Origin of the sequence: Bradyrhizobium sp. Ash2021 (assembly GCF_031202265.1) — a bacterium.
Classification (GTDB): domain Bacteria; phylum Pseudomonadota; class Alphaproteobacteria; order Rhizobiales; family Xanthobacteraceae; genus Bradyrhizobium.
The window spans coordinates 302,200-324,243 of sequence record NZ_CP100604.1 but is presented as its reverse complement, the minus strand read 5'-3'; the positions used below and the strand labels follow the sequence as shown (position 1 = coordinate 324,243).

Here is a 22,044-nt window from a genome sequence, read left to right as displayed (position 1 = left end):
TGACGAAAATCAATTACTGCCCGTGCTCGGCCAGGGTCTTCTGGCAGGCCTTGCTGAGCCGGGGGCGGTTCTCCTTCAGGCACGCCAGCACGACCTGATCGCCCTCCTGCATGTGGGCCCGGCAAAACCGTGAGACGTCGCGCGCGCAGGCATCATGTCCCTGCTGCTGGGCCGAGGCCGCCGATGCCATCAGAACCAGCGGAATGACGAAAAGAAATCGGGTCATCTTGCTATGCCTTACACTCATCAATGAACGCTACACAGGCGTTCTAGAGCGTTTTCGAGCGAAGTGGAAACCGGTTCGCGTCAATAAAACGCGTCAAAGCAAAAAGCTGGAGTGCCCAAATTGGCGTCGCAATGCCTTTGTGGCGAGGCGACGCCGAACGCGGATGCCAGTTCCTAAGTCCGCTGGCGCGCGGGAGCACCCGCGTCGCATCGCCGCAAGCGCTGCAACGAGACTTACTGCGCGGCGACCTTGCGGCCCTGCGCGGCCAGATCGCGGTCCAGCACGACGCGACACCCGCTGGAGAGGCTCGCGCGCTGCCTGATCATGCAGGCGGTGATCTTCGGGATGTTGGGAATTTCCGAACTGCACAGGCGGAACGCATCGCCCGTGCACATCTGCTGCGCCTCCGCGCTGAAGGCAAAGCTCGACGTCGACGAAACCGCCGACAGGGAGGCGACGAAAACCAGGGCTAAACTGACCTTGCGAACAGTGCTGCTGAAGAAGGCGGTCATCGTCGGCTCCCATTGCCCGGGGCGGGCCCGTTGTTCGATCTTCCGACCTTGCGGCGCATTCGCTTTGCCGACTGTGACGTCCATCACTCAGTCGCCGCAGGCCAAATCTGAAGCCAAATTTTGTTTGTCCCCCCAGCCGGCGTTGGTGCGGCGTTAAGATCTTGTTCGCATTAATGACCCGTCGCCGAAGTACCCTTAGTTTTCTGGAAAGTGTAGCGATGCGTAATCCGTTGGGCCTGATGCTGGCCAGTGTTGTTGCGGCGGTTATGATCGCCGGAGTGTGGTTCTGGACCTCTTCGCCGCGCGCCGGCGCGGCCCCGCCCCAGACCGTTGCCGCCAAACCGGCCGAACCCGCCCCGGCTGCGGCCAAACTGGCCGCCAAGGATGACGTCGAGGTCACCGCCGCGCTGTCGAAGCCGGCGGCTCCGCCCGCTCCTCCGCCGGCGCCCGCGAAATCGACCTGCGCCAATCCCGATGCGCTCGGCGTCAGCCGCACCGTGGTGATCGACACCGCGGGCGGACCGGGTTTCGGCTTCCTGCAATACAAGCAGTTCGACTTTCTGGCCGACAAGGAGGTCGTGCTGACCTTCGACGACGGCCCGTGGCCGACAACGCCTTCGGTGCTCAAGGCGCTGGCGGATGAATGCACCAAGGCGGTGTTCTTCCCGATCGGCTTGCACACCACCTATCATCCGGAAATCCTGCGCCAGGTCGCCGCCGCCGGTCACACCATCGGCGCACACACCTGGTCGCACGCGCATCTCGACAGCAAGAAGCTGACGGAACAACAGGCCATGGACGAAATCGAGAAGGGTTTTAGCGCCGTGAAGCTGGCGCTGGGCTCGGCACCCGCGCCGTTCTTTCGCTTCCCGGCGCTGGTCCATACCCAGGCGACGACGGAACATCTCGGCAACCGGAATATCGCGATGTTTTCCTGTGACGTCGATTCCAACGACTTCAAATCCAGCAGTCCCGACCAGGTTATCCAGACCGTCATGACCAAGCTGGACAAGCAGGGCAAGGGCATCATCCTGATGCACGATTTGCAGAAACACACCGCGGCTGCCTTGCCGACGCTGCTGCGCCGCCTCAAGGCCGGCGGCTACAAGGTCGTGCAGGTGAGGGCCAAGACCCAGCTCGAAACCTTGCCGGAATATGATGCGATGCTGGTCAAGGACATGAAGGTGCCGACGGCCAGCAGCCGCCCGGTCGGCAGCGTGGTGCAGACGGTGACGGACTAGGTCGTCGGCTAAATGCCGCCTTTGCCGAAAACGTCATTGCGAGCCAACGGGTCGCGCGAATGCGCGGCCGATGACAGGCTCCGCGAAGCAATCCATGAGCGACATGCGCGGCTTTGGATTGCTTCGTCGCTTCGCTCCTCGCAATGACGGGAGAGTAATTCTCTAGCCAGCCCTACCAATAAATGCCGTGCCGATGCAGTTCGCCGATGATGCGCGATTCGGTCCAATAGCGCTTGCGCCGGGGTTTTTCCGGCTTCGGCGCTGACGCCGTCTTTTCGGCGACCGGCTTCGCCGGTTCGACGTTCGGCTGCTCGGTTTTGGACGGCAGGCTGCTGGTTTCGACCGGCGCGGGCCGCTCGACATATTTCGGCGCCTCGGCGGCCTGCGGTGTTTCCGCCGTCATCGGCGTTTCCGCCACGGGTGCGGCGGCGACGGCGGGTGCGGGCGCTGCGACCAACGGTGCCTCGCTTGCAAGCGTCAGGCTCCGCGCCTCGCCAGCCTGTGCGGTGGCGGATGCCAAGACGAACCCTGCGATCAGAATGAGTTTGCGCATGTTGTGTCTCCCGTTGCTTACCAGGGAGATTAGGCCGCGCGGGGCAGATTCCTATGTGAGATAGGTCACATAAGCTGCCCCGGGCTGGACGGGCTTGGTCGCGGCCTGTAATTCCGGAAATGGAAAAAAGCACCAGGCATGGAACTGAGTACCAAACCTCCTAATCGTCGCGACATCGACGGATTGCGCGCGATTTCCGTGCTCTGCGTCTTGCTCTACCATCTCGAAATACCGCCGTTTGGCGGTGGCTTTGTCGGCGTTGACCTGTTCTTCGTGATCTCGGGATACCTGATCTCACGAAACGTCCTGTCGGACACGGAACGCGGCCGGTTCTCCATCCAGCGCTTCTACGAGCGGCGGATCCGGCGGCTGTTTCCCGCCGCCATCGTCACCATCCTTGGTACGCTGTTGATCGGCGCCCTGTGGTTTTCGCCGGAGCATTTCAAGAGCCTGACCCAGGACGTCGTCGCCGCGCTCGGCTCCGTGTCCAATTTCTATTTCTGGCGCGGCAGCCACGCCTATTTCGCCAAAGCGGCCGATCCGAGCGCAGTCCTGCATTTCTGGTCGCTGGCGGTGGAAGAGCAATTCTATCTGGTGTGGCCTGCGGTGCTGCTGATCGGCCGGAGATTTTTGGGCAAGGCGCTGCCCGCGCTGATCCTCCTGCTCGGTGCCGGTTCGCTCTTCGCCGCGCAAGCGAGCCTCGCGACCGATTCCGCCGGCGCGTTCTATTTGCCCGCATACCGCGCCTTCGAATTCGCGATCGGCGCGCTCGTCATCTTTGCCGAGCGGCGGTTTGTCCTCCCGGCATCGGCGCAATCGATATTGGCGGCGCTCGGGTTCGGCTTGATCGCTTACGCCGTGATCTCCTTTGACGGCACGACAGCGTTCCCCGGCGCGAACGCGTTGATCCCCTGCATCGGCGCCGCCTGCCTGATCTGGGCGGGCCAATCCCACCCTCTCGCCGCTGCGCTGACGAATCCGGTCGCGGTCCGGATCGGCCTGATTTCCTATTCGCTCTATCTCGCGCACTGGCCGTTGATTATCTTCGCGGGCTACATCCTCGGCGACGGCGCGCAGACGATCGCCGCAAAATCATCGGTGTTCGTGCTCGCGGTCGCTTCGTCAGAACTGATGTATCGCTACGTCGAGACCCCGTTTCGCGCGCGCAACACCTCGCTGTTTCCGGTCATGGGCGTCGCTGCGGCATTGATCGTCATGGTCGGCTCGCTCGCCTTCCTGGCGAACCGGCAGGACGGCTGGCCGTGGCGGCTTTCAGTAGAGGCGCGCGCAACGGTCGACCTGCAACGGTTCGGATTCTGGCCCTGCACACGTAGCGCGCAGTCGAAATGCGCGTTCGGCGCAGTGAACGAAAAGATCGGGATTCAGATGATCGGCGACTCCTTCGCCGAACAATATGTCGCCGCGTTCGATCCCGCCGCAAAGCGCGCCGCCGTGCGCGGCGAAGCCTACACAGAAGAGGGATGCCCGATGCTGGTGGGCCTTTATCGCACCAATTTCGATGGCACCGTTCAATGCAGGTCGGAGCGGGACAAATATCTCGCGGCCATCAAGACTAACGCTTCACCCGTCGTTCTCAGCCAGTCCTGGCTGACCTATGGCGGCGAGATTCACAGCGAGCTCGGCCATTCCGGATCCGACGCTTCATGGATCGATGTGTGGCGCACCGGCATCGAGGACACCATTAGCGATCTTGGCGCCAACGGACGGCGCTTCCTGATCATCGGCGGCGGCGTCGAGCCGGGATGCCGGAGCCAGATGTCCCGTTTCGCCCCGGGTCCCCTCTGGCACGCGCCGAGCACGCCGTGCCCGCCGGTCCCAGTGGAAACCGTGCGATCCAGGAACAAGGAATTCAACGCGATGCTCGCGGATGTGCAAGAGCGTCATCCCGACCAGGTGCGGATATTGTTGCCGGACCAATATCTGTGCGACGCCGACTGCCCGGCAACCGTGAATGGCCTATGGCTGTACTGGGATATCGATCATTTGACGGTGGCCGGCGCGCAGCGGGTCGGCAAACTGGCCGAGAGCGTCATTCGCCAGTTCATCGAGGACGGCAAATAAGTTGTAGTCGGGCCGCCGCCTTCATCCGGCCAGTAGCGGCCAGTTCGGCGCCTCGATCGGGAAATTAGGGCATCGGTAAAATTGCCTATGTGAGAAAGATCACACAAACAGGGATTCCGGGGACAAAATGACGGACGGGCGTTCAGGTGCGGGTCAGCGGGACGCCGAGCTATTCGGCCATCCGCGGCGGCTGACTTCCCTGTTCGCGACCGAGATGTGGGAGCGGTTTTCCTACTACGGAATGCGGGCGCTGCTCATTCTCTACATGGTCGACTATCTCCTGAAGCCGGAGCATGCCGACAAGGTGCTGGGACTGGCCGGGCTGAAGCGTGCGCTCACAGCCCTGTCCGGCCCGCTCGAGATCCAGCCCTTGGCGTCGCAGATCTACGGCCTTTACACCGGCTTTGTGTATCTGACGCCGATTTTCGGCGGGATGCTCGCCGACCGCCTGATCGGACGGACGCCGACGATCGTGATCGGCGCAGCCTTGATGGTCGCCGGCCATTTCATGATGGCGTCGGAACATCTCTTTCTATTCGCGCTGTGCCTGCTGGTGTTGGGCAATGGCGCGTTCAAGCCCAATATCGCAACCCAGGTCGGCGAACTCTACGCGCCGGATGATCGTCGCCGGGATCGCGCCTACTCGATCTTTTACGTCGGCATCAATATCGGCGCCTTCTTCTCGCCGCTGGTATGCGGCGCGCTCGGCGAAAAGATCGGCTGGCACTACGGATTTGCCAGCGCCGGGATCGGCATGGCGATCGGCCTCGTGACCTATCTCGCCGGCCTTCCGCGCGCACCGGCAAGCCGCACCAGGCCCGAGCCGGCAAAACCCGAGCCGCTCGACGTCGCGCGGCTGCGGGCCGCCCTTCTCGGCTTGATGATCCTGTTCATACCGACCGCATTGTTCTGGGCCGCCTACGAACAACAGGGCAACACGATCGCGCTGTGGGCGGAAAACGCGACCGACCGCTCCGTGAATTTGCTGTTCTGGCGCGGCGAAATTCCCGTCACCTGGTTTCAGGCCTTCAATCCGCTGATGATCTTTCTGTTCACGCCGCCGTTGATCGCCTTCTGGTCGCGGCCGGGGCGCGAGCCTTCGACGGTCGGCAAGCTGTTGCTGGGATGCCTGCTGTTGTCGGCGTCCTATCTGATCATGGCGGGTGCGGCACTGCTCAGCGGCGCGACCGACGCGAGCTGGCTTTGGCTGTTGTTGTATTTTGTGGTGCTGACGATCGCGGAACTGAATTTTTCGCCGATCGGATTATCGCTGATCTCGAACATCGCGCCCGGAAGCTCGCGCTCCACCGTGATGGGGATATGGTTCTCGACCAGCTTTGTGGGAAATCTGGCCGCGGGCTGGCTCGGCGCCTTGTGGTCGCATTTTTCGCACGCCGAATTCTTCCTGCTGCTGGCCGCGGTCGCAGCCGTCGCCGCGGCCATGATCCAGCTCGCGCGGCCGTATCTGGGCGGTCTGTTGCCGGCAACGAATTCGGGAGAGAGGGCGGTTCCGGTTTAGGCATTGGGTTGCAATGGCATCGGATAAAAAATGGTGCCGCAAACAGGACTCGAACCTGTGACCCCGTCATTACGAATGACGTGCTCTACCAACTGAGCTATTGCGGCGGACCAAACGCAGCGTCCGGTAAGTGGCCGAAAACGCGTGCCACCTGATATCGGGCACGGCCCCGATTGGCAAGAAAAACGGGGGGCCTGGGCTCTGATTGATGCTGATCCAATCAGAACCCAGGCCCTAAACTTTTGTTTTGACGCGTTTTCTTCACGCGAACCGGCACCACTTCGCTTGAAAACGCTATGGCTCCCCGCCCCAGCGGGACAAAAACCCGCGCCAGCCGCCGGCCTGGGCCTTGGGCGGGCCGATTTGTTCCGAAAACTCGTCGGGCGCGCCGTCCTCGTCGATCCCGGGGTCGTCGGGGGCGCGGATGATGGGAATGACCGCCGGAATGCTGGAAGGGTTCACCTTGGGGAGATCCTGGCGGGCGCGGAACAAGGGGGCGGCGGTCACCGGGGCCGATTCGGCGGGCGGGGGTGCAGGTGCCGGCGTGGCCTCCGCGGCCGGGGCCGGATCGGCGGCGGCGAGCGGCGGGGCATTGTCCTGCTCCGTAACGGGGGCGGGCTCGATGACGGTCGCGGCCGGCTCATTTTCGGCTTCGCGCGGCGGCTCGACGCGCCGCGGCGCTGGCGCCGCCAGCATCGCTTCCTCGAACGGCGAGGATTCGATCGTGCTGCCCTTGTCGGACGGCAATGCCGCCACCGGCGTCTGCCATTGGAAGGCGTCAAGGCGCCCGGTGACCGGCGACACCGGCCGCCAGCGATCACTGACATAACCATCCGCGGTCCAGGCCGGATCGTGCAGCGCGCGCACGGCGCGCAAGGTCCACGCCCGGGCGCGGCCGCTGTCGCCATGTTCGGTGCGCTCGATCTCCGCCATCAACAGCGCCACCCGCTGCGTCGGCGCCGCGATGAACGGCGCCAGCGCCGCGCGCGCCTTGGCGAATTCCGAGGCATCGATCGCGGCGCGCGCGATCGCCAGCGCGCCCTCGATGTGGCCCGGCGCTTTCGCCGCCAGCGTCTCGACCCGCACCAGCCGCTGCCGCGCGGAATCGCCGAGTTTTACATGCGCATAGGCATCGGCGAGATCCGGATGCGGCTGCGCCAGCCACGCCGCTTCGACGATGCGCATCGAGCGCCGCACCTGATGCGCCTCGCTCTCGAACTTGCTCGCCAGCACCGCGGCCGGCACCAGCGTCGGCGCGAGCTGGATTGCCTCCATCGCGCTCTCGCGCGACAGGTCGCGGTCGACCTTCTGCAATTCCAGCGCGCGCGCCGTCAGCAGCACGCCGCGCTGCCGCCGGTAGGTCGGCTTGTCGATCAGCCCGGACGATTGATTGTTGTCGAGGATGGTCAGCGCGCCGGTCCAGTCGCCCTTGGCGCAGCAGAAGCCGAGCACGGCATGCGACGCCCAGGACGACGAGGGCGCGAGCTTCAGGGCTTCCTCGGCGATCATCACGGCGGCGACGGGATCGTCGGCCCGCTGCGCCTCGATGAACAGGCCGCGCAAGCCCAACAGCCTGGTATCCTCGCGTTCGGCCATGGCGCGGAAAGCGCGCTGCGCGCCGTCGCGATCGCCGTCGAGCTGCGCCGATTGCGCGTGCAGCAGCAGAGCCAGCGGATCGTGCGCGGCGTGTTTTCGCGCGACCTCGGCATGCGCGCGAGCAGCGCTGGAATCGCCGTGTCCGATCGCCAGCAAGCCTTGCGTGATCGCATTCCGGCCGCGGGCGTGACGCCGCTCGCGCCGGCCGCGCCTGATACGTTCAGGCGTGCGCCAGAGCGCAAGCAATATCGTCCAGGCAAGAAGCGCCGCGACAATGACAATGCCGAGCAACATCACGAATACGGGCAACGAGGGTCGAGCGCCCCAACTGCCCCACGACATCACGACCTCGCCGGGCTGATCGGCCACCCACGCCGCACCCGCGGCTGCGAGCGCGATCAGCACCAGAAACAGAATGATCCGGACCATCGAAATCCTTATTGCGCCGGTTTGGCGAACGCAGCCATGGCGTCAGCCGCGAATTGACGGGATGCGGCCAGCGCCGCGTCACGGGCGTCGGCCTTGTCCAGCCATGATTGGGCATCGGCGCGATCGGCAGGTGCAAGCGTCATCAACTCGCGCCTGGCTTCGTTGGAATCGTTTCGCAGCGCGGCCTTGGTCGCCCGCGCCAGCACGGCGCCGCGATCGCTGCCGACGGTGTCGGTTCGCTCGATGCGGATCAGTTTGGCGGCGCCGGCCTGCAGACGCTCGACGATTCCCGAGCCGGTCGTGGCGTTGTCCGGCGGCAGCGTCGACGACAGTTTCGGCACCAGCGCCAGCAATTCGCCGCTGAGCCTGGCGGCGCTCGGCACGCCTTTGGCTGCAAAGTCGTCGAGCGGATTCAGCGCCTTGGTATCGGGCGCCAGCGATTTTGCCGCCGCCAGCGCCACCGGATAGGGATCGCCGCTCCGAACCAGAACGTCGAGCAAGGCAGCCGCCACGACGCGGCGGAGCGTCACATCATCGGCCGGCCTGGCGTCGGCGGCCTTGGTGTCCGCAATCTCGGCGGTTTGCGCCCGCACGGCGCCTTCGATTTTGGCGATGCGGTCGTTAATCCCGGAAAGATCCGGCGACGGGCCACCGGCGCGCGGCGCGGCCTTGACGTCGTTGACGGCAGCAGCAAGCTTTTCGCCTTGCGCGCGCGTCGCTGCCAGTTCGCCGCGCAGCGCGGCAAGCGACTTTTCCAAAGATTCAACGCGCGCGGCGGCCGCGGGATCGGCGGCGGGCTTGCCGGTTTTGGACTCAAGGCCGGCGACACGGGCGGTGAGATCGTCGACGGCCGCGGCATTGGGTTGCGGCGCGGCCGGTGAGGCCGGCTGGACCGCGGGCCATCCCAGCATCCAGCCGACGCCGATCACCAGCGCGGCCGCGACGGCGCCCGAGACCGGTGCGACGATCCAGGGAGAAATTGGTGCAGAAATTGGTGCGGAACCTGGTGGCGAATCCGGCGACGCCGACGCGGCCTCGGCCGCTGGCTCGGCCGTCGCATCGGCGGCGGCAGGCTGGGTTTCGCTCGACACGTCGGTGGCCTCGAGATCGATCGTGGGCGGCTCGCGCCGGGGCCGGCCCGAATCGGGCGGCGATCCAGTGTCTTCGGGCCTGTTATCGACCATCGCAGCGGTTTCCTCAGCAGTTGGACGCCGGAACTCTAGCAGAATCGGCAAATCTTTTTCGGCAGGTCGTTTTAGAGCATGAACTTTCGAAAGTGGGCACCGGATTTGGGGCAAGATCATGCGCAAATAGACCAATTGCGCCCGATCAGGGCCGCAAAGCACGGCCCAGGGCTTCGAACAGGGCATTTTCGTCCGTGGACGCCGCTACCGTGACCTGGGTGGCGCCGGCGTCGCGAAGGATGGAGGCAACGGCAGAGGAAATGCAGTATTGCGGCAGCGCCAAGGCCGATATTTCGAGGCCGCCGGTCCGCGCCGCGTCCAAAAATGCGCGGGCGCTTCGACGCGAGTAATGCAGCACCGCCTCGACCTCGTTCGCCACGAAAGCGTCACATACCTCGCGCGGCAGGCTGGGCACCGGAATCATCCGATAGGTGGTGTGGGTAACGACGCTAAAGCCTTTTTCGCCCAATTCGCCGGCGAGATCGCGGGCGAGATCGGCGCCGACGAGATACAAAAGCGTGCTGCCGCCCTTCAATTGTTTTGACTTCACGGCGGCCAGCACGAGTTCGCGCAACGCCGCAGCATCGCCCTTGGCGGCGATCACTTGGCCGAATCCGGCGCTGCGCGCCGCGGACGCCGTATGTTCTCCGACGGCAAACAGCGGCAGTTCGAGCAACCGGCTGCCCTTGAGCTGAGGCTCGATCGCGCGCAATGCGTTGGCGCTGGTGACGATGACGGCGCCGTAGCGCGCGTCCGCATCATCCTGGAACGGGACGGCTGCGAATCGCAGCATCGGCGCCTGCAACACCCCAAAGCCCCTGGCGCGAAGGGCATTGGCGGTAGCCTCATCGTCCGGATGCGGGCGCGTGACGAGAACCGCCATGTCTCAGATCTCCGCCGACAAAACTTCAGCCCTACCGGACGATTGCACTTTGAGACCTCGTAATGCTAGTTCCTGATCGGGTCAGAACCGATCAGGAACCAGCCTTTATCTTTTTTGACGTGTTTTCTACCGCAGATAAGTCTACGCAATCTGCGTAAACTTGATTGCTCTGCGAACCGGGATCCACTTCGCTCGAAAACGCTCCGCTGGTTACGGAAGCGTTGCTTTAACCGATAGCACAAGGGCCGAAATTGGGTAACGACACGCCGATGCTGGTGCTGGGTATCGAGACCACCTGCGACGAAACCGCCGCCGCCGTGGTCGAGCGCCAAAGCGACGGCAGCGGCAAAATCCTGTCCAATGTCGTGCGTTCGCAGACTTCCGAGCACGCCCGCTTCGGTGGCGTGGTGCCGGAGATCGCGGCGCGCGCCCATGTCGATCTGCTCGACGGCATTGTCGACAGCGCCATGAAGGAGGCCGGCACAGGCTTTGCGCAATTGTCGGCGGTGGCGGCCGCAGCCGGTCCCGGCCTGATCGGCGGCGTGATCGTCGGCCTCACCACGGCGAAAGCGATCGCGATGGTGCATGATACGCCGCTGATCGCGGTGAACCATCTCGAGGCCCACGCGTTGACGCCGCGGCTGACCTGCGCGCTGGCGTTTCCCTATTGCCTGTTTCTGGCGTCCGGCGGCCACACCCAGATCGTGGCGGTGGTCGGCGTCGGCAACTATGTGCGGCTCGGCACCACCGTCGACGACGCCATGGGGGAAGCCTTCGACAAGGTCGCGAAAATGCTGTTGCTGCCCTATCCCGGCGGACCCGAGGTCGAGCGCGCCGCCAGCGGCGGCGACCCAAAACGATTCGCCTTTCCGCGGCCGATGCTCGGGCGCCCGGACGCGAATTTCTCGCTGTCGGGATTGAAGACCGCGGTGCGCAACGAGGCCTCCAGGTTGCAGCCGCTGGAACCGCAAGACGTCAGCGATCTCTGCGCCAGCTTTCAGGCGGCGGTGCTGGAATCGACGGCCGACCGGTTGAGCGTTGGCTTAAGACTGTTTCACGAACAGTTCGGGCCACCGCGCGCGCTGGTCGCCGCCGGTGGCGTTGCCGCCAATCACGCCATCCGCGACGCGCTGCAGGACGTTGCCGCCAAGGCCGAGACCACGCTGATCATTCCGCCGCCGGCCCTGTGCACCGACAATGGCGCGATGATCGCCTGGGCCGGGGCGGAGCGGATGGCGCTCGGACTGACCGATACCATGGACGCGCCACCGCGCGCCCGCTGGCTGCTCGACGCCAACGCCACGGCGCCGGCGGGTTATGGCAACACAAGGGCCGGATTTTAACGGGAGATCTGGTCGATGGCGTACGAATCGGTAGGCGTCATCGGTGCCGGCGCCTGGGGGACGGCGCTGGCCGGGGTCGCCGCGCGCGCGGGACGCAAGGTCGTGCTCTACGCACGCAACGCCGAAATCGCCGCGCGGATGAAGACCGGGCATGCAAATCCGCGCCTGCCGGACATGCGGCTCGACGAGCGCATCGAAGTCACCAACCGGATTGCGGCTGCCGCCAGCGCCGACATTATCCTGATCGCCACGCCCGCACAGAATCTGCGCGAAGCGGCGACCGCACTGGCGCCGCTGCTGAAGCAGGCAACGCCGGTGATCGCCTGCGCCAAGGGCATCGAACGCGGCACCCATAAATTCATGACCGAGGTGATCGCGGAAACCGCGCCGAATGCAACGCCTGCGATCCTTTCGGGGCCGAGCTTTGCAGAGGACGTGGCGCGCGGGCTTCCCACGGCGGTGACGTTGGCGGCACCGGATGAAGCGCTCGCGCGCGCGCTGGTGCAGGCGCTGGGCTCGTCGACATTCCGGCCCTATCACACGTCAGATGTCCGCGGCGTCGAGATCGGCGGCGCTGCGAAGAATGTGCTGGCGATCGCCGCCGGGATCGTTTCGGGGCGCAAACTCGGCGCGTCGGCGCTGGCGGCGCTGACCACGCGCGGTTTCAGCGAACTCGCCCGGCTTGGGCGCGCCTGCGGCGCCCGCGGCGAGACGCTGATGGGACTATCGGGGTTGGGCGACCTGATCCTGACCTGCTCCAGTCCGCAATCGCGCAACTTTGCGCTCGGCATCGCGCTCGGGCGCGGCGAACGGCCGGCGCCCGGGAGACTCGCGGAGGGTGAATTCACCGCACCCGTACTGGTCGAACTGGCGGCTTCGCAAGATGTCGATATGCCGGTATCAAATGCGGTGGCGGCGATCTTGAGCGGGAAGATAACGATCGACGCCGCGATCGAAGGCCTGCTGACGCGGCCGTTCAAGGCGGAGGAGTGACGATGGCGTACTGGCTGGTGAAATCCGAACCGTCGACCTGGTCGTGGGACCAGCAGGTTGCAAAGGGCGCCAAGGGCGAGGCCTGGACCGGGGTGCGCAATTTCACCGCCCGGCAGAATCTCGTGAACATGAAGAAGGGCGACCGCGCCTTCTTCTATCACTCCAACGAAGGCAAGGAGATCGTCGGGATCGCCGAGATCATCAAGGAGGCCTATCCCGATCCGACCGACAAGACCGGCAAATTCGTCTGCGTCGACATCAAGGCCGACAAGCCGCTGAAGACGCCAGTGACGATGGCCGCAATCAAGGCCGACAAGAAGCTCGCCGCCATGGCGCTGGTGAAATATTCGCGGCTGTCGGTGCAGCCGGTGACGGCGGACGAATGGAAGATGGTCTGCAAGATGGGTGGATTGTAACTGTCATTGCAAGCCACCGGGTCGCGCGAACGCGCACCCGATGACAGGCTCCGCGAAGCAATCCAACTTGGCACGAAGCGAGGACTGGATTGCTTCGTCGCAAGCGCTCCTCGCAATGACGGAGGAAGTCTGTTACGCCGCCGCCGCCGTCACGACCTGCGCCAACAGCGCCTCGCGCTTCGACTGCGAACGGTAGCCCTTCATCGTCGCCGCAAAACGCTCGAGGATGCCGTCCTCGAAGGCGGTGACGATGGTGTCGTGGACGTAGCTCTTGCGGCAGATCGCGGGCGTATTCGACAGCTCATCCGCTGCGGCGCGAACGGCGTCCAGCACCTGCTTCTTGCGGCCGCGGGCGCTGGCCGCGGGCGAAATCCGCGACAACGACTCCAGCACCACCGCGGACGCCATCAGGGTGCGGAAGTCCTTCAGCGAAATCTTGATGCCGGCGATCTCGCGCAGGAACCCGTTCACCGTCGTGGTGCTTACCGCGCGAACGGTTCCGGAATTATCGCGATACTGGAACATCCGCTTGCCCGGCACGCTGCGCAGGATACCGATGGCGCGCACGAGCTTGGCCGCGTCGCATTCCTTGCGCACGGCCTTGCCGCCCTTGGCCTTGAAGGTCAGCACGAGGCTGTCGTCTTCCAGCGTGACGTTGGACTTCAAAAGCGTGGTGGCGCCGCGGGTGCCGTTGAGACGGGCGTAGGATTCATTGCCCGGCCGGATCGCGGTGCGGGCGATCAGTTCGATTACGGCCGACAGCGCGAATTCCCGCGTCGGCTGGTCGCCCGACAGATGCATCGAGACGTTACGGCGGATTTTCGGCAGCGCCGCGACCAGCTTGGCCAGGCGATGTGCCTTGCGGTGCTCGCGGACCTTTTCCCAATCGGCGTGATAGCGGTATTGCAGCCGGCCCGCGGCATCGAGGCCGACCGCCTGCAGATGCGAATTGGGATCCGGCGAATAGCGCACGTTCTTATAGGCCGGCGGAACCGCCATCGAGTTCAGGCGGCGGATGGTGCCGACGTGACGGATCGGGGTGCCGTTGGCCCGAATGAATGAATAGCTCTTTCCGCGCTTGATGCGGCGGATGGTGAGTTCGTTCTGGTCACCGAGCGTGAGGCCGTGTTCGCTGGCCAGCGCCTCGACCGACGTCTTGGCGGCGATCTGGGACTTGGTTGCGGAGGCCTTGGGCAGTTGGCCAAGCGCGTCCGCCAGAGCCACGGCAGGATCGGCGGAATCGGGCCGCGTAGCCTCGAAATTCAGCTGATCCATCATGCTCGTTGACGCCTTGCTCCGCCTGTTCGTCCGGTAATGCCTGTTGTTGTGGCTTGGTTCCGGAGGGCCGCCGGGCCCCGGGATCGCCATTTAGGGGGTAACCGGCGTCATTGCGAGTCACGATTCGACTAGTAACGGTTATTAGATACCGGTCATGGGAGCCATCCGCTCGATAACGTTGATTTTTGAGGTGGGTCAAAACGCGATCGTGATTGCCGGGGTCAGGTGAAACCGGGACTGGAAGGGTCGCCCGGACCAAGGTCGGAGACGTTTCCGCCTTGTCCGGGGATCGCCCGGCGACGCATAATCGCCGTAACGATCAAAACGGCTTGCGGTCGTCGCTGGTTCGGCGCCGCAACGAGTGGAGGGGACCGATGACTGAGAAAATCTATGATGTGTCCGCGGACTGGGCTAAGCGCGCCTTCGTCGACGACGCCAAGTACCGCGGAATGTATGCCCGCTCGGTGTCAGATCCCAATGGCTTCTGGGCCGAGCAGGCCAAGCGTATCGGCTGGATGAAGCCCTTCCACAAGGTCGAAAACGCCTCCTTCGCCCCCGGCAACATCTCGATCAAATGGTTCGAGGACGGCGTCCTGAACGTCGCCTGGAACTGCATCGACCGGCATCTCGAGAAGCGCGGCGACCAGACCGCGATCATCTGGGAAGGCGACGATCCCTCGCAGTCCAAGCACATCACCTACCGCCAGCTGCACGACGAAGTCTGCAAGATGGCCAACATCCTGCGCACCCGCAACGTCAAGCGGGGCGACCGCGTCACGATCTATTTACCGATGATCCCGGAGGCCGCCTACGCGATGCTGGCCTGCGCGCGGATCGGCGCGATCCATTCCGTGGTGTTCGCCGGCTTCTCGCCCGACAGCCTCGCCCAGCGCATCACCGACTGCCAGTCCAAGGTGGTGATCACCGCCGACGAGGGATTGCGCGGCGGCAGGAAGGTGCCGCTGAAGGCCAATGTCGATGCGGCGCTGGAAAAGGCCGGCGACGTCGACTGGGTCATCGTGGTCAAGCGCACCGGCGCTGCCGTCGACATGAAACTGTCGCGCGATCTCTGGTATCACGACGCCGCCAAGGTGGTGACGACGGAATGCCCGTGCGAGCACATGCACGCGGAAGATCCGCTGTTCATTCTCTATACGTCGGGCTCTACCGGCCAGCCCAAGGGCGTGCTGCACACCTCAGCCGGCTATCTGGTGTTCGCGGCGATGACGCATCAATACGTGTTCGATTATCACGACGGCGACGTCTACTGGTGCACCGCCGACGTCGGCTGGGTCACCGGCCACAGCTACATTCTCTATGGGCCGCTGGCCAACGGTGCCACCACGCTGATGTTCGAGGGCGTGCCGAATTATCCCGATAATTCGAGGTTCTGGAACGTTGTCGACAAGCACAAGGTCAACATCTTCTACACCGCGCCGACCGCGATCCGCGCGCTGATGCAGGGCGGCGACGAGCCCGTGAAGAAGACCTCGCGCAAATCGCTGCGATTGCTGGGCTCGGTCGGCGAGCCGATCAATCCGGAAGCCTGGGAATGGTATCACCGCGTGGTCGGCGACGAGCGTTGCCCGATCGTCGATACCTGGTGGCAGACCGAAACCGGCGGCATTCTGATCACGCCGCTGCCGGGTGCAACAAAACTCAAGCCGGGCTCGGCGACGCGGCCGTTCTTCGGCGTGGTACCCGAGATCGTCGACGCCGACGGCAAGGTGCTGGACGGCGAAACCTCGGGCAATCTCTGCATCGCCAAATCCTGGCCGGGGATGATGCGCACGGTCTATGGCGACCACGCCCGCTTCGAGCAGACCTATTTCTCGACCTACAAGGGCAAATATTTCACCGGTGACGGCTGCCGCCGCGATGCCGACGGCTATTACTGGATCACCGGCCGCGTCGACGACGTCATCAACGTTTCCGGCCACCGCATGGGCACCGCCGAAGTCGAAAGCTCGCTGGTGGCGCATGAGGCGGTGTCGGAAGCGGCCGTGGTCGGTTACCCCCACGACATCAAGGGCCAGGGCATCTATGCCTATGTCACGCTGATGACCGGCCAGCAGCCGACCGAAGCGCTGCGCAAGGAATTGGTGGCGTGGGTGCGCAAGGATATCGGCCCGATCGCCTCGCCGGACCTCATTCAATTTGCGCCGGGCCTGCCCAAGACGCGCTCGGGCAAGATCATGCGCCGCATCCTGCGCAAGATCGCGGAGGATGAACCGTCCAGCCTCGGCGACACCTCGACCTTGGCCGATCCTGCCGTGGTCGATGATCTCGTGCAGAACCGGCAGAACAAGAAGGGGGCTGCGGTTTAGAGCCCGATCGGTTCCAATCGCATCAAAACCGAGATCCCGTTTTCTGTTGGACGCGCTTCCGGCCGCACGGCTTTCTGCCGTGAGGGTGCATGTGAGCGCCTGACCGTCTCAGCGCCGCGGCATTATCGTGCCGCGGCGTTCGCCCCCGCTCGACGTGACCTGTGGCGGGCCCTGACAAAAAATAGTGTGCGGTATGCTGCTCGGCTGTCGGCGACACCGGTTCCAGTCGCATCGATGATGCTCGCCCGCGTCGATTAGTTGCAGCGTCGGACGAGGCACAACCCGCGTTAGCGATTGTTTCGCGCAATCTCGCGTTGTATTATTCGGCTGTCTCCTGCCCCAACCCAGAGGAGAATTATCATGGCCGACGGCCGAAAAGTTTTTTCAGACAGCGTTACTCCGCTCCCAGCTGCAGAAGGCCCCACCCATCTTGGTCTCATGGTGGCCGCCGCCAGGCCCGAGAATAAAACAGAGCAGATGAAGGTCGTTTTTTCGCTCGCGATCCCCGCCGATGCACAAGCCAAGCTGCAGCAGATGGTTGCGGAGGGGAAAGTGGCGTCGCCGCAAGACATCGCCAGGAATTTCTCGGCCGACCCTGCCGACGCAAAGGCCCTTGCCTCCTGGTTGAAATCCGAGGGCTTCAAGGTCGACAAGATTTCTGCGGACCGAACCAGCCTTTACGCGCATGGCACGGTCGACCAGATCCAGAAGAGCCTCAACGTCAACATGGTGCGCGTCACCAAGGACGGCATCACCTACACGGCGGCGCAAAACGCCCCCAGCCTGCCAGCGGATGTCGGAAAGAACGTCAGCGCGATCGTCGGGCTGCAGCCGTTCCGGCGCGCGCACAAACAATTCCGCATCTGCACCCCGCAAAGCGGCGTGACCGCGCCGCTTCGCCACACCAAACGCGGCGCGACCAAGAAGACTGCCAAGACCGGAGGCAAAGCCAAGGCCGCGGCCCCTGCCGCAACCGCCTCCGTTCAGGACGGATATCTCGTATCGGAAATATTGAGGGCCTATAACGCCGACGGGCTTTCGGTCACCGGCAAGGGCCAGACCATCGCGATCCTGATCGATACGTTTCCGACGGCTGCGGACCTGAAGGCGTTCTGGAAGCTGAACGGACTGAAGACGACCATCAAGCAAATCGAGATGATCAACGTCAACGGCGTCAGCATGCCGCCGCAGGAAGGCGAGGAAACCCTCGATGCGCAGTGGACCTCGGGCATCGCGCCAGGGGCCAAGATCAAGATCTATGCCAGCGGCACACTGTCATTCGCCGATCTCGACAGCGCGCTTGACCGCATCATTACCGACCTCGCCACCGAACCCGGGATGCGCCAGCTCTCGATCAGCCTGGGCTTGGGCGAAACATTCATGGCCCCCGACGAGATCAAGGCTCAATCGCAAAAATTCCTGCGATTGGCGGCGTCCGGGGTCAATGTCTTCGTCGCCAGCGGCGATGCCGGTTCGAATCCCGACGTCACCGGGCACAGTTCGGGCGGCCCCACCCAGGTCGAATATGAATCTTCCGACATCAACGTGATCGCCGTCGGAGGCACCACCCTCAACCTGGCGCCCGACGGCAGCGTCGACAGCGAAACGGCCTGGGTCGGCAGCGGTGGCGGACGCAGCGGTGTCTTCACCCGTCAGCCCTGGCAACAGGGAGCGGGCGTGCCTAATGGCAACGAACGCCTGGTGCCGGACGTCAGCCTTGCCGCCGATCCGAATACCGGAGCCGGCGTGATCCTGCACGGCGTTCGCAGGCAGATCGGCGGAACGAGCTGGAGTACGCCGGTGTGGGCCGGATTCTGCGCCTTGATCAACGAAGCGCGGGCCAGCACCGGCAAGCCGGCGCTCACCTTCCTGCCTCCGCAGATCTACAAATTATCGGGCAGCGCCAATTTCCGCGACGTCACCGATGGCAGCAACGGCGCTTTCAATGCCGGCCGCGGGTACGACATGGTGACCGGCCTCGGCGTGCCCAACGTGAAGCAGCTGGTGGCAACGCTTGGATAGAGCGTTTTCGAGCGAAAGCCTGCCCCGGACTTGATCCGGGGCAGACACCGGTTCGCGTAAAGAAAACGCGTCAAAATAAAAGGCTGGGCAGCGCCCGTCCGGGTTGAATCGATCGCCGCGCGGCGGGAGTCCTGCTCCTGCCGCCGGCCTCTTCCAGCTTTGAGACCTCACACAATCGTCAGGACATCGGCCATCGGCATGCACGTTTCCCGACGAGTGTTGTTTTCAAGTCATTTACTTTAATTCGAACATTTCCTCTCCTGCTCCCATCGAAACGAGTCTCGGACCGGGTGTCGAAACAACCCGGTTAATACACGCGGTTAATATTGCGCGGGTGAGACGGCAAACCGGCATTTCCTTTGGGTTTGCGTGAAATTTGAGAGCCCCCGAGACGGGCGGTTGGGAAACTGGAGAGACTGATGTCGATGAGGATTGCGGTGGCGTTGGCTGCCACCATCGGGGCTGCTGCGTTGATGTCGCAGGCGGCCGAAGCGCGGCCGGAAATGGTCGGCGTTCACGGCGATTACACGCCAGGCACGATCGTGGTGAAGACCAACGAGCGCAGGCTTTATCTCATTCTCGATTCCGGCCACGCCATGCGGTACCCGGTCGGCGTCGGCAAGTCCGGCAAGCAGTGGGCCGGCACCACCCAGATCGACGGCAAATACCGCAACCCGGCCTGGTCGCCGCCGCGCGAAGTCAAGCACGACAAGCCGAACATGCCGGACGTGATCCCCGGCGGATCGCCGCGCAACCCGATGGGAGTCGCCGCCATGACACTCGCCGGTGGCGAATACGCCATCCACGGCACCAACATGCCGGGCTCGGTCGGCGGCTTCGTGTCGTACGGCTGCATCCGCATGCTGAACGACGACATCACCGACCTCTATCAGCGCGTCTCGGTCGGCACGACCGTGACGGTCACGCGCTGATCCGAAAAGATCGGGAAAATAAAAAGCCGCACTTCCGTGCGGCTTTTTATTTTTACCGGCCAGCGTTCGCGCACCAGCCGCTGCGGCGGCCGCCGGTGTAGCTGCGGGCATGACCGGCAGCCAGCAGCGCGGCTGAAACATTCCCGGTCCTTCTGGTGGCGACATCGGCAACGACACGGCCCTGATATTTGTCCGGACCGATATTGAAAATCGTGACCTCGCCGTCGCCGAGCAGGCCGCGCAGGGCATCGCTCGCGGCCTCGGCCATTTGCAATTCCTGCGGACAGGCCGCTTTCAGCTCCGGCGCGTCGATGCCGCGTAAGCGGACCCGCGTGGTCAGGTCGAGACCGGGCCCCACATGCACCCGCGCCTCGAACGTATCGCCATCGATGGTCCGGATCACATCGACGGGGTGGCGGACATCCGGATTGCCGGCACGCCGCCAGATTATTTCGGAATCCTGCCCGGGTAGGCCATTGGCCGAATGCGGGACCGGTAAATGGATCCAGCGCCGCACCGGCAGCATGGTCCCCGCCGCGACGCCGAGCATGAACAGCCAGCGCAGGGCTGCCGAAAACCGGCGCCGCCAGGGTCCCCGGGTCAGGGGCGGTCGATGAGTATTTATTCTCTCATATGGGGACATATTCCCAGACTAGAACTGAGTCGCGCCGGCGGCAAGGACCGATTCGCACTCAAAAATCCGAGGTGATGCCTTTTCGCTCCCAATCGCCATAGCGGGTCGGCTCCGGGCCGTTTGGACCCTGAAACTCCTTCGGCTGAGGTTTTGCATTTGCCTCGGCGGCCTTGCGCCGCGCTTCGGCCTCGGCGAGTGCGCGCTGCGCTGCCGGCGTCAGCGGCTTGCGTTCCACGGCGGGAGATGAGGAGGGATCGTCGGTCATCTCAAACTTTCCGGCAGCATAATGTCTATCTCAACCAGGAGCGCCGAGATCACATCACAATCGTGAAATAGTCGGGGCGATTCTTACATTTGGCATATTCGCATGCCAAAGCTGTTTTTCATTTCAATGGCATGCGCCGAAACCCTGCTCAGCACCTTCCGAGATATTCCCGCGTCATGCCTCCTTCAAGATTTGCAGTTCCTGCCGAAGTGCCCGGCCTCGCGGCGCGACGGATCGCCGCCGACATTCTCGACGGCGTGCTGCACAAACACCGCACCCTCGACGATCAGCTCGATGGCACCGGCGCCCATCCCGGCCTGAAGTCGCTGGCCGATCGCGACCGCGCGCTGATGCGGCGTCTGGTGGCGACGATCCTGCGGCGGCTCGGCACGCTGGGTCACGTCCTGTCACGGCTGCTCGACCGCGGCATCCCGACCGACGCGCCGCGCGCGCAGAGCGCGCTTCTGATCGGGGCTGCGCAGATTCTCTGGATGGATGTGCCCGATCATGCCGCCGTCGATCTCTCGGTGCGGCTGGTGCAATCGGACCGCAGGGCCGCCAAATATGCCGGGCTCGTCAACGCGGTGCTGCGCCGTTGCGCGCGCGAGGGGCAACCGCTGATCGACGAGATCAAGGCGCAGACGCTGGATATTCCGCCCTGGCTATTGGCGCGCTGGATCGCGCATTATGGCGAGGCCACCGCGCGCGAGATGGCGCTCGCGATCGGCCATGAGCCGTCGCTCGACATCACCGTGAAATCCGACCCGCCGCAATGGGCAACCCGCCTGCACGGCGAAACGCTGTCGACTGGAACCGTGCGCACCTTGCTGCAGGGATCGGTGACGATGCTGCCGGGCTTCACCGAGGGGCACTGGTGGGTGCAGGACGCCGCCGCCGCGTTGCCGGCGCGGTTGTTCGGCGACGTCAGCGGCAGGACCATCGTCGACCTCTGCGCCGCGCCCGGCGGCAAAACCGCGCAGTTGGCGCTCGGCGGCGCCCGCGTCGTTGCGGTCGACCGTTCGCCGGCGCGGATGGCGCGCCTGCGCGACAATTTTACGCGGCTTTCGCTGCAAGCCGAGACGGTCGTGACCGATGCGGCCGAGTGGCCGAGCCAGGGCGGTTTCGACGGCATCCTGATCGACGCGCCCTGCACCTCGACCGGCACCATCCGCCGCCATCCCGACGTGGCCTGGCTGCGGCAGGAGACCGACATCGCGGTGCTGACGGCCTTGCAAAAACGACTGCTGCAGAAGGCCGTGACGCTGCTCAAGCCGGGCGGAACGCTGGTCTATTGCACCTGTTCGCTGGAGCCGGAAGAAGGCGAGCAGGCGGTCGCGGCGCTGCTGGCCACCGAGCCTTCGGTGCGCCGCGCGCCGATCGAGGCCGGCGAGATCGCGGGCCTGACCGAAATCATCACGCCGGACGGCGACCTGCGCACCCTGCCCTGCCATTTGCCCCACGCCGACCCACGGCTCGGCGGGCTGGATGGATTTTACGCGGCGCGATTGGTTAAATCCTGATTTTACACCGGAATTTTGCGACACCCAGGTGATTCGCGGGGTTTCAAGGTGGTGTCTTGTCGGCGTTTCCGGATTAAAAGGATTCGCCA

At 64.3% G+C, this 22,044-nt stretch carries 19 protein-coding genes and 1 tRNA gene; 10 read left to right on the top strand and 10 right to left on the bottom strand.

Annotated features, from left to right (window positions below; all coding sequences use genetic code 11):
• Window positions 1-13 precede the first annotated feature (13 nt).
• Window positions 14-226, bottom strand: a complete 213-nt coding sequence (locus NL528_RS01585) for a hypothetical protein (RefSeq protein ID WP_309181003.1) — start codon at window positions 224-226, stop codon at window positions 14-16.
• 233 nt (window positions 227-459) lie between these two features.
• A complete protein-coding gene (locus NL528_RS01580; RefSeq protein ID WP_309185306.1) occupies window positions 460-738 on the bottom strand; it encodes a hypothetical protein in 279 nt (92 codons plus the stop codon).
• A 218-nt stretch (window positions 739-956) separates the two neighbouring features.
• Between NL528_RS01580 and NL528_RS01575 the strand changes: the two genes are divergently transcribed.
• Window positions 957-1,979 carry a polysaccharide deacetylase family protein gene (locus NL528_RS01575; RefSeq protein ID WP_309181002.1) on the top strand — a complete coding sequence of 341 codons (1,023 nt, stop codon included), beginning with the start codon at window positions 957-959 and terminating at the stop codon, window positions 1,977-1,979.
• A 172-nt stretch (window positions 1,980-2,151) separates the two neighbouring features.
• On the opposite strand, the gene NL528_RS01570 is transcribed toward NL528_RS01575, so the two are convergent.
• Entirely contained in the window at window positions 2,152-2,532 is a 381-nt protein-coding gene (locus NL528_RS01570) for a hypothetical protein (RefSeq protein WP_309181001.1), read from the bottom strand.
• A gap of 138 nt (window positions 2,533-2,670) precedes the next feature.
• On the opposite strand from NL528_RS01570, the gene NL528_RS01565 reads away from it, so the two are divergent.
• Both NL528_RS01565 and NL528_RS01560 read left to right on the top strand, forming a co-directional pair.
• The gene (locus NL528_RS01565; RefSeq protein WP_309181000.1) at window positions 2,671-4,614 is read left to right on the top strand and encodes an acyltransferase family protein; all 1,944 of its coding nucleotides are present in this window, start codon (window positions 2,671-2,673) and stop codon (window positions 4,612-4,614) included.
• Between the two features lie 127 nt (window positions 4,615-4,741).
• A complete protein-coding gene (locus NL528_RS01560; RefSeq protein ID WP_309180999.1) occupies window positions 4,742-6,133 on the top strand; it encodes a peptide MFS transporter in 1,392 nt (463 codons plus the stop codon).
• A 31-nt stretch (window positions 6,134-6,164) separates the two neighbouring features.
• Here the strand turns inward: NL528_RS01560 and NL528_RS01555 are convergent.
• The 4 genes from NL528_RS01555 to NL528_RS01540 form a co-directional block, all read right to left on the bottom strand.
• A tRNA-Thr gene (locus NL528_RS01555) sits at window positions 6,165-6,240 on the bottom strand.
• Window positions 6,241-6,427: 187 nt separating this feature from the next.
• Entirely contained in the window at window positions 6,428-8,158 is a 1,731-nt protein-coding gene (locus NL528_RS01550; RefSeq protein ID WP_309180998.1) for a heme biosynthesis HemY N-terminal domain-containing protein, read from the bottom strand.
• Window positions 8,159-8,166: 8 nt separating this feature from the next.
• Window positions 8,167-9,342: a hypothetical protein gene (locus NL528_RS01545; protein ID WP_309180997.1), complete on the bottom strand. Its 1,176-nt coding sequence runs from the start codon at window positions 9,340-9,342 to the stop codon at window positions 8,167-8,169.
• A gap of 145 nt (window positions 9,343-9,487) precedes the next feature.
• Window positions 9,488-10,225, bottom strand: a complete 738-nt coding sequence (locus NL528_RS01540; protein ID WP_309180996.1) for a uroporphyrinogen-III synthase — start codon at window positions 10,223-10,225, stop codon at window positions 9,488-9,490.
• 269 nt (window positions 10,226-10,494) lie between these two features.
• Between NL528_RS01540 and tsaD the strand changes: the two genes are divergently transcribed.
• The 3 genes from tsaD to NL528_RS01525 are packed head-to-tail and all read left to right on the top strand — an operon-like array spanning window position 10,495 to window position 12,977.
• Window positions 10,495-11,568: a tRNA (adenosine(37)-N6)-threonylcarbamoyltransferase complex transferase subunit TsaD gene (tsaD, locus tag NL528_RS01535; protein WP_309185305.1), complete on the top strand. Its 1,074-nt coding sequence runs from the start codon at window positions 10,495-10,497 to the stop codon at window positions 11,566-11,568.
• Window positions 11,569-11,583: 15 nt separating this feature from the next.
• Window positions 11,584-12,561 (top strand): NAD(P)H-dependent glycerol-3-phosphate dehydrogenase, encoded by a 978-nt coding sequence (locus NL528_RS01530; RefSeq protein ID WP_309180995.1) that lies wholly within the window; start codon window positions 11,584-11,586, stop codon window positions 12,559-12,561.
• A gap of 2 nt (window positions 12,562-12,563) precedes the next feature.
• Window positions 12,564-12,977 carry an EVE domain-containing protein gene (locus NL528_RS01525; RefSeq protein ID WP_309180994.1) on the top strand — a complete coding sequence of 138 codons (414 nt, stop codon included), beginning with the start codon at window positions 12,564-12,566 and terminating at the stop codon, window positions 12,975-12,977.
• 132 nt (window positions 12,978-13,109) lie between these two features.
• Here the strand turns inward: NL528_RS01525 and NL528_RS01520 are convergent, their stop codons facing one another.
• A complete protein-coding gene (locus NL528_RS01520; RefSeq protein ID WP_309180993.1) occupies window positions 13,110-14,255 on the bottom strand; it encodes a DNA topoisomerase IB in 1,146 nt (381 codons plus the stop codon).
• Window positions 14,256-14,629: 374 nt separating this feature from the next.
• Between NL528_RS01520 and acs the strand changes: the two genes are divergently transcribed.
• The 3 genes from acs to NL528_RS01505 all read left to right on the top strand — a co-directional run bounded on the left by acs (window position 14,630) and on the right by NL528_RS01505 (window position 19,536).
• Window positions 14,630-16,582, top strand: coding sequence for an acetate--CoA ligase (acs, locus tag NL528_RS01515; protein ID WP_309180992.1), 1,953 nt, complete (start codon window positions 14,630-14,632; stop codon window positions 16,580-16,582).
• A gap of 477 nt (window positions 16,583-17,059) precedes the next feature.
• Window positions 17,060-18,604 carry a S53 family peptidase gene (locus NL528_RS01510; protein ID WP_309180991.1) on the top strand — a complete coding sequence of 515 codons (1,545 nt, stop codon included), beginning with the start codon at window positions 17,060-17,062 and terminating at the stop codon, window positions 18,602-18,604.
• Window positions 18,605-19,023: 419 nt separating this feature from the next.
• Window positions 19,024-19,536, top strand: coding sequence for a L,D-transpeptidase (locus NL528_RS01505; RefSeq protein WP_309180990.1), 513 nt, complete (start codon window positions 19,024-19,026; stop codon window positions 19,534-19,536).
• Window positions 19,537-19,588: 52 nt separating this feature from the next.
• On the opposite strand, the gene NL528_RS01500 is transcribed toward NL528_RS01505, so the two are convergent.
• Both NL528_RS01500 and NL528_RS01495 read right to left on the bottom strand, forming a co-directional pair.
• Window positions 19,589-20,179, bottom strand: a complete 591-nt coding sequence (locus NL528_RS01500; RefSeq protein WP_309180989.1) for a thermonuclease family protein — start codon at window positions 20,177-20,179, stop codon at window positions 19,589-19,591.
• Between the two features lie 49 nt (window positions 20,180-20,228).
• Window positions 20,229-20,435, bottom strand: coding sequence for a DUF1674 domain-containing protein (locus NL528_RS01495; RefSeq protein WP_309180988.1), 207 nt, complete (start codon window positions 20,433-20,435; stop codon window positions 20,229-20,231).
• Between the two features lie 176 nt (window positions 20,436-20,611).
• Between NL528_RS01495 and NL528_RS01490 the strand changes: the two genes are divergently transcribed.
• Complete coding sequence (locus NL528_RS01490; protein ID WP_309180987.1) at window positions 20,612-21,955, top strand: RsmB/NOP family class I SAM-dependent RNA methyltransferase; 1,344 nt, start codon at window positions 20,612-20,614, stop codon at window positions 21,953-21,955.
• Window positions 21,956-22,044: the final 89 nt, after the last annotated feature.